Origin of the sequence: Moheibacter stercoris (assembly GCF_040545805.1) — a bacterium.
GTDB classification, from domain to species: Bacteria; Bacteroidota; Bacteroidia; order Flavobacteriales; family Weeksellaceae; genus Moheibacter; species Moheibacter stercoris.
Map to the genome: position 1 here is coordinate 209,492 of NZ_JBEPMO010000001.1, position 14,459 is coordinate 223,950.

Below are 14,459 nucleotides of genomic sequence, written 5' to 3' on the forward strand. Positions count from 1 at the left end.
TAAAGATAAAAATTCGTTGAATGAATAAATTATTATTAAGTGTAGTCTTTGTCATTCTGATGGGAATAGCATTGATGGGTCAAACAAGAGTATCGGGTATTGTAAAAGATGCATCAACCGGTAAAGAAGTGTATGATTTATCTGTATTGTTAGTCGAAACAGGTGAGGAAGTGAGAACAGACAGAATTGGTTATTTCCAATTTGTCGATGTGAAACCAGGAACCTATACGATTCGTATATCTGGAACAGGATATTCGCGTATGGAACAACCTTTAATGGTTGGAAATGAAAACAGAATTGAATTGGGTGATTTGAACGTTCAATTCAATCCAATCAGTGACACTTTGGGTGTGATTACATTAACCGAGGATGAGTTAGATGATGATGAATCAAGCTCTCAATCTTCTGTTGGATTATTGCAATCCTCTCAAGATGTATTTGCTTCTACCGCTGCGTATGATTTAGGAGCATATTGGTTCCGCGTAAGAGGGTACGACAACAAATACAATGACGTATTTTTCAACGGTGTAAAAATGAACAAAATCGACAATGGTCGAGTAACATTTAACAACTGGGGAGGTTTGAACGACATTACCAGAAGACCGTCTGAATTGACGTATGGTTTAGAGCCAAGTTCAACAGCTTTAGGTGATATCGGAGGTGTTACCAATTTCGATACACGTCCTTCTACTTTACCAAAAAGAACAAGTTTATCATATTCATTTACCAACCGTTCTTACAGAAACCGTGTAATGGCAACCTACAACACAGGTTTGATGAACAACGGATGGGGATTCACCGTTTCGGGTTCAAGAAGATGGGCTGAAGAGGGAAGAATTGAAGGAACATTCTACGATGCTTGGGCTTATTATTTAGGTGTAGAGAAAAAATTCAATGATCGTCACACCTTGCATTTGACAGCTTTTGGAGCACCAAACAGAAGAGCGACCAACAGTCCAAATACTCAAGAAGTATACGATTTAGCAGGTACTGATTACAACTCATATTGGGGATGGCAAGATGGTGAAAAAAGAAGCGAACGTGTACGTAAAACACACGAGCCAATTGCTATGTTAACGCACCACTGGAACATCGGAAACAATTCAAAATTATTGACTTCCGTAGCCTACCAAATGGGTTCTGATTCTGGAACAAGATTGGACTGGTACAAAGCCAACAATCCTTCTCCTACTTACTACCGTAACATGCCGAGCTTTTATTTACAATCAGGACAAGACAATCCAGCAATGGCTGAAATGTTTACCAATATGTGGAAAGATGGAAGCTTTGGACAATTGGATTGGACAAGTTTGTATGGGATGAACCATTTAAGAAACTTAGCGGGTAAATCTGCTGCTTATGTTTTGGCTGAAGATTTTCAAGATGACAAAACCTTAACAGTTAGTACCAATTTCAAAACGAAAATCGAAAGCAACATCGATTTAGTAATGGCTGTTACGTACCAAAACACAAAATCTGAAAACTACCGTGAAATCGCTGATTTGTTGGGAGGAAATTTCTTCTCAAACGTAGATGATTTTGCAGATGCTGGTCAATCGGGTCAGTTTGACTCTATGAATCCAGACAGAGAAGTGAAAGAAGGAGATCGTTATGAATACGATTATGAAATCAACCGTCAATACGCTGATTTCTTTATTCAAACCAAAGCAAATTGGGATTGGTTGACTTGGACATTTGGAGCAACAGTTTCCAATACGTCATTCTACCGTGAAGGAAACTTCCAACACTATTTGTATATGAATGATTCTTACGGAAAAAGTAAAACTTACGATTTCTGGAACTTTGGGGTGAAAACGAATTTCTTATTCAAATTTGACGGAAGAAATTTCATCGCCTTGAACGGTCAATATAGCACAAATGCTCCAACGGCTGACGAAGTTTTCGTAAACGCAAGAGGAAACAGCTTATCTGTGCCAGATTTGAAAAATGCACAAATAATGTCTGGAGAATTATCGTACATCTACCGTGCACCAAGAGTGAAAGCAAAAGCGACAGGTTTCTATACGTTGGCTAAAGATGAAATGGAAAAATCATTTGGATACATCGACAATGAAGCGCAAACTTATTTCGCGGCTGAATTGTTAAACGGTGTTGACAAACAATATTTCGGAACTGAATTGGCGATTGAAGCGCAAGTGACAACTGCAATTTCAGTAACAGCTGTTGCGTCAATTGGTCAATATACCTACAACAACAATCCAGATTACTACTTGTTCTCTGATGATTTAACTGGCGGATACAAAGATTTCGGAAAGACGTATTTGAAAGACTATAAATTGTCAAACGGACCTCAACAAGGATATTCATTAGGAATCGAATACCGTAGTCCAAACTACTGGTGGTTGGGTGTTAGTGGAAACTACTTGATGGCAAACTATTTTGACGTTTCTCCATTTAACAGAACAAGAGATTTTGCTGATTTGGCAAACAACCCAGATACGAACTTTATTGATGAAGGTACATTACGTAGTTTATTGAAACAACATCAAACAACCGATGAGTTTATGTTAAATGTGAATGTTGGTAAAACATTCCGTTTTGGAAAATACAATATGGGTATCAGCGGTACCGTTAACAATGTATTGAACAACAAAAACTACATCACCAGTGGATTTGAACAAATGAGAGGAGGTAGCTACCAAAATATGTTGGACGAAAACTACCGTACAACCTTTGGTCCTAAAATGTGGTATGACCAAGGAATTAGCTACTTCTTAAACGTATACTTCCGCTTTTAATTCTTAATTTTAAACAATGAATATTTTAAATATGAAAAATATACTAACAGCATTCGCAGCAATTCTATTATTAAATTCCTGCGTAAAAGATGATGACTATGCAACTCCTCCATTTGAACAATATATTTGTAGTGAAGAATGGACAACCAACAGAACCATTTCTGAAGTAATTGCAGAAATTGGAAGTTCTTCTTTGTACACTTTCCCAGCAGATGGTGAAGAAATCGTATTTGAAGGATATGTGATTTCAAGTGACGAAACTGGAAATTTCTACAAAACGATTTCATTACAAGATAGCCGTGAAAATCCAACAAAAGGGATTCAAGTAGAATTGAACAAAGTAAGTTTGTTCAACAACTTCCCAATCGGATCTAAAGTTCGTGTAAAATTGAACGGAATTAACGGTGGTATTACAAACGGAGTTTACAAAGTAGGTGGAACTTACCAAGGTGGAGTAGGTCAATTGGCTGAAATTTTGGTAGCTGACCATGTAAAAAGAGCCTGTGATGATGATACTTCATTAACTCCAAGAGTATTCCAAGGAATCACTTCTGTTTTGAACAACAACAATGTGAACACATTGGTTACATTGGAAGGTGTTCAGTTTGTACAAGCTGAATTGGGAAGTACTTATTCTGAGCCAAACCAAACAACAAACCGTACGTTACAAGATGCGGAAGGAAACGAAATCATCTTACGTAACTCTAGCTTTGCAGATTTCGCAGGAGATTTATTACCAGAAGGAAGTGGAAGAATCACTGGGGTAATGAGCAAATACAACAGCACATGGCAATTCTACATCCGTGATACATCTGATGTACAATTTGATCAACCACGTTTCGATGTTGGAGACGGTGGCGGCGGAGGTGGTGACAACGACCAAGAAGCTGCTAATTTCTTATTCAACGGTGCTGATTTCGAAAACTGGGCAAATTTCTTAGCTTCTTTGAACCAATATGGTTTGACTTCAGGATTAGCTGTACAAGGAATCGGAACTGGTCGTGATGGATCAAACTCTTTCCATTTTAACGGAACAACTGGAGATACCAACCCATATGTATTTACTGTGAAAGCTTCTGCTGCTACAATTCCTGCAAATGCAACAAAAATCACCATGTGGATCAAAGGTTCTTCAAACAAATCTTTGTCTTTTAACTTGGATACAGCTGCTGGACGTGTTTATTACAATGTAGGTGAGTTAAACTCTTCTAACAAGACGTTGACAACTTCTGCAAACAACCAGTACACTGGGGCAATCAATACCAACAATGAATGGAGATTGGTTACCTTGGATATTACAGGTATGACGTTGAATACTGCAAATGACCTATTGGCAATGAAAGCAGGTTCAGGCACTACCTACAATTTGCATATTGACAACATCAAAATTGACTAATATTCATTAGTTAAATGAAAATACAAAACCGCCTTGTTCAATTGAATGAGGCGGTTTTTTTGTGTTTTAAATTTTCTAAAATAAATATATAGTCATATTTCTTCTATTTCCCTTGGCGCTCCACTTTGAACTAATCAAAACTGGATGCCCAATATTTTTTTCTGTTTGATTTGTCCCAATATCCTCCTTTTAGTTGATAACAAAACTGCGTGAGGGATGGAGGCATTTGTTTGACTACGTCGAACCACTTCGTTAGGTTTGAGCTCTTCCCGATAGTTTTCGGGAAAGCGAGTGCCGAGAGCTTGACCAGTTTTTGTGCCATTTCGGACAAAAAATGCGCACGCTCCAATTCTGATTTATGAGGAAAACAATAATTGGGTTAATAATAAAAAAAGCGGACATCTCTGCCCGCTCCTTCCATTAAACCACTAATTTATTTGTATAAAAATTTTAATCCTTTGATGGTGTGCAATGCGTCTTGTACGTGGATTTTTTTGGTCAAAGGCGCATAGACAAAACTAAGTCCGCCCGTAGCAATGACATGACAATCGTCGTTGACTTCTTTGTTGATGCGGTCAATCATCCCTTCAACCATCCCAACGAATCCGTAGACCATACCGCTCTGCATACAAGTTACGGTATCAAATCCTAAAACACGTTCAGGTTCTTTGAGTTCAATTTCGGGAAGTTGTGCGGTTTCGCCTACCAAAGAATTCAAAGCAGTCTGAATGCCTGGTGCAATGGCTACGCCCATGGTGTTTCCGTTTTCGTCAATTCCCGTAAAAGTCAAAGCAGTTCCAAAGTCGATGACTATCTTTTTGCCTTTGTACAGTTCTTGAGCCGCCACGGCATTAGCATACAAATCAGTCCCCATTTGTTTGGACTGATGCGTCACCGAAGATGGTGTTGTGCGGTCTACAACCTGTGGCGTAATTTTATGAATTCGCTCCAAAGAATTGGCTACGGCTGCGGTAAGCGGAGGCACAACGGAACCAATCACAATTTTGGTGATGTCCTCCTTCTTTAACCCAAACGGACTGTACATACTTTTGAATTTGGCATAGCACTCGTCTTCGGTACGATAAGGTTTGGTATTGATGGTCCAGGAAATAATGTCTTCATCGTCTTTAAAAACGGCAAAACGTACATTTGTATTTCCTATGTTGACTGCTAATAACATCTTTTATTTTACGTAAGTATTATTGGAATAATCAATGTCTGCTAAACGTTTGGTTGGATCAATGATGACGCGTTTTACTTCTTTGTTGACGCTCACTTTATAATCTGGCGTTGTCCATTTCCATGGTTCTACAACCGTACGTTTTACTCCTTTGTATAAATCAAAGTTTTCCACTGGTTTCTCACCACGCATTTCCAATGCTGGGATGTAGAACAATTCTTTGGAGCCATCTGCATACTCTACATACAAATCAATCGGCATGTTGAAATTGCTCATGTTTTCCAAATGAATTTCTTTGTTGTTCACTGCTTTTACTCCGTAATTGATGACTCTAGTCGTATTGACAAAAAGGTTTTGGTACCATTTCAAATTGATGCCCGAAACTTCTTCTGCAACACGTTTGAAATCGTTGGGAGTTGGATGTTTAAATTTCCATTGTTTGTAGAATTCATGGAATACCTTTTTCAAATTGTCTTTTCCAATAATGTATTCCAATTGAATCAAATATACTTGTCCTTTTACATAAGCTTGAACTCCGTATGCATAGTTGTAGTTGTAATAATCTGCCAACAAACTCATCGGTTCTTCTACACCTGATTTTGCTAAGTCAAAATAACCTTCGTAAGCTCCCCAATTTGGATTGGACTCAATTGGTTTGTTGAAAATTTCTAAATACGCAATATGTTCTGCATAGCTACCGAAGCCTTCATCCATCCATTCGTCAACCGTTTCGTTGAATCCAAATAAATGTTGGTACCAAGCATGTGCGACTTCGTGGAAAATGACTCCTACTAAACTTTCAAAGTTTCGTTTACCTGTAATTAAAGTAACCGTACCATATTCCATACCACCGTCTCCACCTTGAACAACGGTATACGTATCCCATGGGTATTCACCAAAATGAGTGTCCATGTATTGGAAAAATTTCACCGTTGGAATTTCTGCATCTGCCCAGTTTTTGGCAATACTATCATCATTTTGACGAACGAAATATAGTTCTGGTCCATTTGGAACCTGTTGTTTGCTTACAATAAAATCTTTGTCTGCTGCCCAAGCGAAATCATGAATTTGTTTGGCAAAGAAATGCCAAGTTGCTTTTCCTTTGGTCTCTTTTATTTTTGCTCCAGAAAGGTATCCTTTTACTTCTGTTGGATTTTGCAATTTCCCAGAAGAACCAATTACATAGTCTTTTTGGATATGAATTTTTACATCGAAATCACCAAATGGTGCAATGAATTCGCGTCCGATGTATTCGTCCAAATGCCATCCGAACTCATCATAATGTGCCATCTTTGGATACCATTGCGTCATGGAGAAATCTACTCCTTCGGTTGTGTTCTTCCCTCCTCTTCTGATGATTTGTGGAATTTGAGCCAACCATTCCATGTCTAATATCGTGGTAGTATTGGGCGCCATAGCCTCTGCCAATTCTACTTCCAAAATGGTTCCCGAAACTTTGTATTTAAGGGTTTTTCCGTTTTGTTTGATGGATTTGATTTGGTGAAACCCTTGATCTTCTTGTTTCAATTGAGCAATTTTACTTTGGATAATCGGATTTTCTTTTGTTCCTGATTTGATCACCATACGTCCGTCTGGATCTGCAATGTTGACCAATCGATGATCCATGGCGCTTCCTGGTTGAAAGGCATTGTAGTACAAATGGAAATACACTTTCTTAAGCGTTTCTGGCGCATTGTTGGTGTATTTCAACGTCATCTTCCCATCATACTGAAACTTTATTTCGTCCACATTGATGTCCATTTTATAGTCCACCGCTTGCTGCCAATAACCTGCTCTTTGACCAAAAAGATTGGCACAGAACAAAGTAAAAATCAAAAGAAAACTAATTTTATTCATATCCTAATTCATTTGTGGCTAAACTTACGAATTTTCAACAAATTTGAATCGATTCAATTCTTCTCAATTCAAATAAAACCCAACTCTATCTTCTTAATTTCTTTAACGGATTTTAATAGAATGGAATTTGCAACGTTAAATTCACGCTAAAATTTGAAGAAAATTCTTCTTTTAGGTTTCCGAATGAATGAACTTTAAGGAAGTTAAAATCAAGTTTCACCAAAAAACAAACGATTATAATCCCAAGTAACCCCAATAATCCGAAACAAACCAACCTCATCAAACGTCCACAAAACAAAGACGATTTAGATAGTCGAGAAAGAGAGGAACAAATGAACAAAGGCAAACATACCACGCACAACAAAAAAGAGAAAAAAGATGATAAGTAAGATTTAAGCTTTTCGATTGGGATTTGCCTTTACGAAAGCATCCCATCCAGAATAAGATTTCGGAGCGGTTTCTGACCCCATATTGAAATAGTGGCAGACAGCAGCCGCTAATCCATCGGTGGAATCAAGACGCTTCGGAATCTCTTTTAAATTCAATAAATTCTTTAGCATTCCTGCTACCATTTCTTTGGAAGCATTTCCGTTTCCGGTGATGGATTGTTTGATTTTCTTTGGCGAATATTCGGTAATTGGAACTTCCCGATACAAACCAGCTGCCATGGCAACGCCCTGCGCTCTCCCCAACTTTAACATCGATTGAACGTTTTTACCGAAAAAAGGTGCTTCAATTGCTAGTTCGTCTGGATGATAGGTATCGATGATGGAAAGCGTTCGTTCGAAAATCTTTTTGAGTTTCAATTCGTGCGAATCGTATTTGTGCAACAACAATTCGTCCAACAAAATCATTTGCATTTTTTTGTTTTCGACTTTGATTAGCCCAAATCCCATCACGGTTGTTCCAGGGTCAATTCCCAGAATAATTTTCTCCATACTGCAAATTTAATCTTTGAGATTGAATTATAGGTTTAATTGGTTATATTTAAAATTCTTAATCAAAATCCCAAATGATGAAAATCCTAACTTTCTTAATCCTTTTAATCACAAGTTTCGCATCTGCTCAATGGCATAATGCTATTGTTGAAATGAAGTCAGGGGAACGAATAGAAACCAAAACTTTTGTGGTAGACGAAGAACAAAAAAGGTTCAAATTGAAATCTGCCAATTCTGAAACCCACAATGTATTGCTTGCCAATTCTGAAAATGTCGCCAGCATTTCCTATCAAATGGAGGGTCGAGAATTGATTTTGAAGAAACTTCCAGTCGATAAGAAAGGAAAAAACAAGCCCATTGATATTTTTGCCGAAACCATTTTTGAAGGTGAAAAGATTTCCATTATTGTCGGGTACAAACCCTATTTCGAAAACAATCGAGTTACCGGTAAAATTACTTCTACGAATTATTATATTTTCTTGAATGGAAAAGAGTTTTCGGTGCCTATTGGGAAAATAAATTCCAACAACAAAGGAAGGTTTCTTGATTCAAATCAGCTTCGAAATTATTTAAAAGACACTTCTTTTAACCTATCTGTTTTGAAAGATGATTTCGACGCTAATAGTTTGGTTAAATTGGCAACAGAATTTGAAAACAACTAAAAGAAAAAAAAGCGATTAGAAGATCAACTCCTAATCGCTTTTTGCCTATGTTCAATTCAGTATTAACTTAAACTAGCCTCATACGCTGCCCAACCTAAAGATTGGTATTCTTGCGCGACTTCTTTTGGATTGGCAGATTGGTAAATTCCTCTACCCACAATCATGAAATCGGTATGATAGCCTCTCATAACACGCTCTGGCGTATTGTATTGTTGTCCTTTGTTGTCTCCGCTTGTGCTGATATTTACGCCTGGTGTGAACAACAACAAATCATCAGACACTTTGCGTTGCGCCACAACTCCCATGACATTGGGTGCTGATTCTGCTACATTCAAAGCTTTTCCGATGTAATAATCATCGGTCAAGGTTCCTTTGGAGGACATTTCCACGATGGCAACGACTCCTACGTTGTCAAATACTTTCAAACTTTCTTCACCCGCAATCACATGCGAGGTGATCATATCTGCCCAAGAGCCAATTTTGTAAATTCCCTCTTTATATTGTAATTCTTGTGTATTTCCGATATCAGCGAATTTGCGGTCTTCAAATAACAAGAAGTCCTTTTCTTTCGCAATTTTCTTCAAGTTTTCGATGAAATCCATGCTGAAATCTTTGATGATGTCGGTATGCAATTTCAAAGCGACTACATGATCTCCTACTTCTTCTGCTAATTTCAATAATTCAGCCGTTGTAATCACATCTGCAGACGCAATCAAATTGGATTTCTTTTTCAATGCAATATCCACCAAACGTTTTCCAACTGGATGCTGAATTTGTTTTTGTTCCAATGGAACTCTTTTTACTTCTGGTGGTGCTGGAGGATTGTTCAAGAAGTTTTTCACACGACTCAATTCTCCATCGCTCAAACGATGGTAACGGTGCAAGATTTCAATTACTTCGTTGATGGTAAACAAAGTTTTGACCGTGTATCCTTTTTTCTTTAATTTTTCAATTCCGCCTTGTTCACGGTCCAAAACCACGACACAATCGGTAACATTTAGTCCTTCGCGTTCGATTTCATCAATCGTTTCCAATAAACTTTGACCACTGGTGATCACGTCTTCTACCAACAAACAGTTTTGTCCGTCTTCATAGACACCTTCTACCATTCGCTTGGTTCCGTATCCTTTGTTTTCTTTTCGTTTGATAATCAAAGGCGTTCCACTTGCCAAACTCATGGTGGTTCCCATTGGCAAAGCAGCATATGGCACACCACAAATTAAATCATAAGGTGCATCATCTGCCAATTCCAATAGATTATTGGCCAAAGTTTTTAAAAGTTGAGGACTAGATGATAGTGGACGAAGGTCAACGTAGAACGGTGATTCGATCCCACTTTTTAATGTAAAATTCCCGAATTTTATGATTCCGAGTTCGTAAGCTTTTAGAAGAAAATCTTCACGTTGTTGCATGACTGAAAGGTTTGAGCAAAGTTAAAAGATTTCCTATTTTTACGCTTCTCTTTCCAGAAGGAGTTTCATATATTTATTCACAAAATACACAGAAATGAAAAAAATCACCATAATCTCCTCATTTTTATTGAGTTCAATCCTTTGGGGACAAAATATAAATGAGTACCAATTCACACCAATTGTGAATAACGATCATACATCTGTATTGAATCAGGGCCAAACGGGAACTTGTTGGAGTTATGCGACAATCTCTTTTTTAGAATCAGAAGTGAAACGAATCACTGGCAAATCCATCGATTTATCGGAAATGTACATCGTAAAAAACACCTATCCCGACAAAGCCTATAATTATGTGTACCGACAAGGAAAAGCGCAGTTTTCAGAAGGTGGATTGGCGCATGATGTGATGAATGCTGTCCGAAAAGGTGGTGTGGTACCACATGCAGAATACTTAGGATTATCGCCCGATGCGGAAAAACATGATCATTCAATTATGGTAGCGAAATTAACTGCTTATGTGGAAAATTTGGTGAATCACCAGAAAGCTTTCTTACACGAGAATTGGCAAAAGGAATTCGATGCGATTTTGGACGAATATTTAGGAAAAGAGCCTACTAGTTTCCAATTCGAAGGAAAAACCTATACACCTCATCAGTTTGCGGAATTTTTGAAAATTAATCCAGACGATTATGTTTCGTTTTCCTCTTTCACCCATGTTCCTTATTACAAACCTTTTGTTTTGAGCATTCCCGATAATTTCTCTAACGGATCTTTTTACAATCTGCCCCTAGATGAATACATGCAATTAATGAATGACGCTTTGAACAAAGGATTTACACTTTCCTTTAGTTCCGATGTGAGCGAACCAACCTTTAGCGCAAAACAAGGTTTAGCGATTTTACCATTGGAAGGGAAAAAAGAAGATTATTTCAAAGTATTACTTCCTGAGAAATGGGCAACTGCCGAGGAAAGACAGAAGAATTTTGAGAATTTCACTACAGTAGACGACCATTTGATGCATATCACAGGAATCTTGAAGGATCAATTGGGCAATCAATATTACGATGTGAAAAATTCTTGGGGTTCTGATTTGGCCAATGGCGGAGACGTATATATGTCAGCTGCTTTTATGCGCATGAAATCGATTGCCTTTATGGTTCACAAAGATGCTTTGAGCAAAGATTTGAAAAAGAAATTGGGAATTCAATAATTAGTAGATTTACGAAAGTAGATGGTAGATTTAATTCTGAATACCAAACATTAAATAAATAATCGGAATGAAACTTGCTTTCTTCCAATAGAACTTGACGAAAAATAAGATGCAAACAATAGAAAAAGCAGTATCGACACTACCTATCAAAGGATATTTGGACATGGAAATTCCAGAAGGAATTGATTTGGTAGCTGAAATCAACCGACTTCGCAAAGAAAAAAATGCCATCATTTTGGCGCATTATTATCAGCCTGGAGAAATTCAAGATATTTCCGATTTTTTGGGTGACAGTCTGCAATTGGCACGTGCTGCAGCCGATACCGATGCCGATATGATTGTTTTTTGCGGTGTTCATTTCATGGCCGAAGCGGCGAAAATTTTGAATCCAACCAAAAAAGTGGTTTTACCCGATGTTTTGGCGGGTTGTTCTTTGGCAGATTCTTGTACAGGCGAAGGATTGCGTGCGTTTCGTGAAGAACATCCAGGTTCAATTGTCGTGAGTTATATCAATTGTGATGCTGGCGTAAAAGCAGAAAGTGACATCATCGTCACTTCTTCCAATGCCGAAACAATCATCAATTCGCTTCCTGAAGATCAAAAAATCATCTTTGCTCCCGATAAAAATTTAGGTCGTTATTTGAACCAAGTAACAGGACGAAACATGATTTTATGGGACGGCGCTTGTATGGTGCATGAAGCTTTTTCTTTGGAAAGAATCGCCAAGCAAATGGCTGAAAATCCCAATGCGAAATTGATTGCGCATCCAGAATCAGAAGAGCCTGTTTTGCGTATGGCGCATTTCATCGGTTCAACTTCCCGATTATTGGATTATGTTGCACAAGACGAAGCACAAGAATTCATCATCGCAACGGAAGAAGGAATTCTTCATGAAATGAGAAAATTGGCTCCGCATAAAAAATTGATTCCGGCTTTGACACAGGATGAATCTTGTAATTGTAGCGAATGTTTCTACATGAAACGTAACACGATGGAGAAATTGTATTTGTGCATGAAATACGAATTACCTGAAATCCAAATCGATGAAGAATTGCGTGTAAAAGCTTTAAAGTCCATCAATCGCATGTTGGAATTGTCTGCGAAGGTGAAGTAAGTTGGAAGTTGGATGATGGATGTTGGAAGTCTATTTAAAAGATTTATCTAAAAAATAAAGAAAGCCTTGTCAAGATTTGAAACTTTGACAAGGCTTTTAAGTTTACTATTACTTCACTATCAATTTCTTGGTAATTTTCCCAAATTCGCCTTCAAAGCTCACCAAATAAACTCCTTTCCATGATGAATTCAGATTTAGTGTCACGCGACCATTTGGATTTTCGATTTCTCTTTCCATCAAACTTTGACCTAAAACGGTATGAAATTTCACTTTGACTTTTCCGTTGATGTCTTTCAAATCAAAATGTACTTTGTTTTTGGCTGGATTCGGATAAGGTCCACGAATGGCGTTTTTCAACCATTCTTCAGATCCCATTGAGGTTATGTTAAATGTCCAAAATCCTTCTGGAGCTGGCAAAGGGCGCGTTAAGGTTTTCCCTGAATTGGCTTCTGCCCAAATGTAATAATGGATAGTTTCCGCATCGCTTGGTGCCGTCAAGGTTGCTGTCCAATTATCTCCAGAAGAATTTGTCAAAGACAATTCTTGGAATTCTGAATCACCTTCTTTTTTCCAGAAAATTTTTGCTGCTTCAATCCCTGAACTATGCTTGATTTGCGCTTCAAAAGGAATGTTCACATTGGATGCAAGATCACGCACTTTTTCGTGGACAATCCAAAGCGGATTTTCAACTCCAATGGTATGCGTAATGCAATGAATCGCTCCGCCTAAATTGATCAAATTTTCGCCATTGTTGTCCACATCAATTCCAACTACACGATAACCCGGCATGGCGTCGCGCCAAATTTCCAGTGCTTCTTCGTCCACTTCCGGTCGATAGGTAGGAACCAAAATCGTTTTGTTGATGATGACCGCGTTTGTATAAGTTCTATATGCTCCACCATTGTGCGGATGTTGACCAGTTGGACTTGGAGGCGCTGGAATCCATTTAATGTCGTAATTATTTCCAAATGGGGTTTGAAAATTAGTCGTGATGTATTCAATATTTTCGGTAATTTGAGGTCCGTCTGCAATTCCCGTTGGATATTCGCTTACCAAAATCGTTTCTTCGTCCAACAATTTCATATGCATGTCAATGTGGTGAATGCCATCATAGGGCAAAACGGTCATTTTACGATAGGAATCAATTCCCATATAATCCTCTAAAATCTGGTCAACTTGCTCTTCTGATTTCGTAGAAACTCCATACGGATTTCCCGCTTGATTTTCGTGCAAAATCAATTCAGAAGCAAAGGCATTCCCCATTCCGTCTGACATGAAATTTCCGCCTGTATTGACCAAATCAGCAGGTGCCGTATCGGTCACATATAAAGGAACCCCAACGTGTGTCGCATGATACGTCGGCAATAAATTATCGGCTGGACGAGGTCGATTGTAAATCCAGTCCACCAAGGCGCGTTCTCCTACATCGTTGGTATAGACCGTATTTCCTGCATAATCACGAATCCAAATACTATTGGAAGGCGCATTTAAGAATTCGACATTCGTCAAATCAATTCCATTGGAAGTCAAATAGGATTGAACGGAAGCTTGATTTTGGGTTGCAATCAAAACTTTGCATTCATCAACAGCTGCTGCTACAATTTGCCTTTGAATGTTTTGAAATTCAGGTGTCCAGCGGATCACTACGTATTCCACTTCTTCCCATTGTGCAGAGGTTCGCACTTCTTGTGCCGGTGGTGGCGTTACGAGATTTCCTCTAAATTGATAATTGGGTAGTAAGGTTCGTTCGTGTTCGGTCAATCCTTTGGGTAAAATTTCTTGTGCATTCAAAAAAGATGAACTCAAAAAAAGACCAAAAAAGATTAATCTAAAGTAAAATGATTTCATTGTCAATGTGTTAGTTAAAGAAGCTAATTTACAAAATAATGAAAACCAATTGTAGATTTAACAAGTTGTAAATGAAGAAAATC

The 14,459-nt window shown here is 38.1% G+C and carries 10 protein-coding genes; 5 read left to right on the top strand and 5 right to left on the bottom strand.

Annotation, left to right across the window (positions count from 1 at the left end; genetic code table 11):
- The first annotated feature begins 20 nt into the window (after window positions 1-20).
- Together ABID46_RS00955 and ABID46_RS00960 are read left to right on the top strand one after the other, a co-directional pair.
- Window positions 21-2,759 carry a carboxypeptidase regulatory-like domain-containing protein gene (locus tag ABID46_RS00955; protein WP_354505838.1) on the top strand — a complete coding sequence of 913 codons (2,739 nt, stop codon included), beginning with the start codon at window positions 21-23 and terminating at the stop codon, window positions 2,757-2,759.
- Between the two features lie 31 nt (window positions 2,760-2,790).
- Window positions 2,791-4,155 carry a DUF5689 domain-containing protein gene (locus tag ABID46_RS00960; RefSeq protein ID WP_354505841.1) on the top strand — a complete coding sequence of 455 codons (1,365 nt, stop codon included), beginning with the start codon at window positions 2,791-2,793 and terminating at the stop codon, window positions 4,153-4,155.
- Window positions 4,156-4,588: 433 nt separating this feature from the next.
- Here the strand turns inward: ABID46_RS00960 and ABID46_RS00965 are convergent, their stop codons facing one another.
- The 3 genes from ABID46_RS00965 to ruvC form a co-directional block, all read right to left on the bottom strand.
- A complete protein-coding gene (locus tag ABID46_RS00965; protein WP_354505844.1) occupies window positions 4,589-5,335 on the bottom strand; it encodes a type III pantothenate kinase in 747 nt (248 codons plus the stop codon).
- 3 nt (window positions 5,336-5,338) lie between these two features.
- Window positions 5,339-7,192 carry a M1 family metallopeptidase gene (locus ABID46_RS00970; protein ID WP_354505847.1) on the bottom strand — a complete coding sequence of 618 codons (1,854 nt, stop codon included), beginning with the start codon at window positions 7,190-7,192 and terminating at the stop codon, window positions 5,339-5,341.
- Window positions 7,193-7,584: 392 nt separating this feature from the next.
- The gene (ruvC, locus tag ABID46_RS00975) at window positions 7,585-8,130 is read right to left on the bottom strand and encodes a crossover junction endodeoxyribonuclease RuvC (RefSeq protein ID WP_354505850.1); all 546 of its coding nucleotides are present in this window, start codon (window positions 8,128-8,130) and stop codon (window positions 7,585-7,587) included.
- A 74-nt stretch (window positions 8,131-8,204) separates the two neighbouring features.
- On the opposite strand from ruvC, the gene ABID46_RS00980 reads away from it, so the two are divergent.
- The gene (locus tag ABID46_RS00980) at window positions 8,205-8,792 is read left to right on the top strand and encodes a hypothetical protein (protein WP_354505853.1); all 588 of its coding nucleotides are present in this window, start codon (window positions 8,205-8,207) and stop codon (window positions 8,790-8,792) included.
- Window positions 8,793-8,854: 62 nt separating this feature from the next.
- Here the strand turns inward: ABID46_RS00980 and pyrF are convergent, their stop codons facing one another.
- Complete coding sequence (gene pyrF / locus ABID46_RS00985; protein ID WP_354505855.1) at window positions 8,855-10,204, bottom strand: orotidine-5'-phosphate decarboxylase; 1,350 nt, start codon at window positions 10,202-10,204, stop codon at window positions 8,855-8,857.
- Between the two features lie 94 nt (window positions 10,205-10,298).
- On the opposite strand from pyrF, the gene ABID46_RS00990 reads away from it, so the two are divergent.
- Both ABID46_RS00990 and nadA read left to right on the top strand, forming a co-directional pair.
- Window positions 10,299-11,414, top strand: coding sequence for a C1 family peptidase (locus ABID46_RS00990; protein ID WP_354505858.1), 1,116 nt, complete (start codon window positions 10,299-10,301; stop codon window positions 11,412-11,414).
- A 109-nt stretch (window positions 11,415-11,523) separates the two neighbouring features.
- The gene (gene nadA / locus ABID46_RS00995) at window positions 11,524-12,528 is read left to right on the top strand and encodes a quinolinate synthase NadA (protein ID WP_354505860.1); all 1,005 of its coding nucleotides are present in this window, start codon (window positions 11,524-11,526) and stop codon (window positions 12,526-12,528) included.
- A gap of 108 nt (window positions 12,529-12,636) precedes the next feature.
- Here the strand turns inward: nadA and ABID46_RS01000 are convergent, their stop codons facing one another.
- Window positions 12,637-14,376: an agmatine deiminase family protein gene (locus ABID46_RS01000; RefSeq protein WP_354505863.1), complete on the bottom strand. Its 1,740-nt coding sequence runs from the start codon at window positions 14,374-14,376 to the stop codon at window positions 12,637-12,639.
- Window positions 14,377-14,459 lie beyond the last annotated feature (83 nt).

What these genes read in the sequence shown, in the direction of transcription:
- ABID46_RS00955 (WP_354505838.1), top strand. Translation starts at nt 21, where the DNA reads ATGAATAAATTATTATTAAGTGTAGTCTTTGTCATTCTGATGGGAATA.
- ABID46_RS00960 (WP_354505841.1), top strand. Translation starts at nt 2,791, where the DNA reads ATGAAAAATATACTAACAGCATTCGCAGCAATTCTATTATTAAATTCC.
- ABID46_RS00965 (WP_354505844.1), bottom strand. Translation starts at nt 5,335, where the DNA reads ATGTTATTAGCAGTCAACATAGGAAATACAAATGTACGTTTTGCCGTT.
- ABID46_RS00970 (WP_354505847.1), bottom strand. Translation starts at nt 7,192, where the DNA reads ATGAATAAAATTAGTTTTCTTTTGATTTTTACTTTGTTCTGTGCCAAT.
- ruvC (WP_354505850.1), bottom strand. Translation starts at nt 8,130, where the DNA reads ATGGAGAAAATTATTCTGGGAATTGACCCTGGAACAACCGTGATGGGA.
- ABID46_RS00980 (WP_354505853.1), top strand. Translation starts at nt 8,205, where the DNA reads ATGATGAAAATCCTAACTTTCTTAATCCTTTTAATCACAAGTTTCGCA.
- pyrF (WP_354505855.1), bottom strand. Translation starts at nt 10,204, where the DNA reads ATGCAACAACGTGAAGATTTTCTTCTAAAAGCTTACGAACTCGGAATC.
- ABID46_RS00990 (WP_354505858.1), top strand. Translation starts at nt 10,299, where the DNA reads ATGAAAAAAATCACCATAATCTCCTCATTTTTATTGAGTTCAATCCTT.
- nadA (WP_354505860.1), top strand. Translation starts at nt 11,524, where the DNA reads ATGCAAACAATAGAAAAAGCAGTATCGACACTACCTATCAAAGGATAT.
- ABID46_RS01000 (WP_354505863.1), bottom strand. Translation starts at nt 14,376, where the DNA reads ATGAAATCATTTTACTTTAGATTAATCTTTTTTGGTCTTTTTTTGAGT.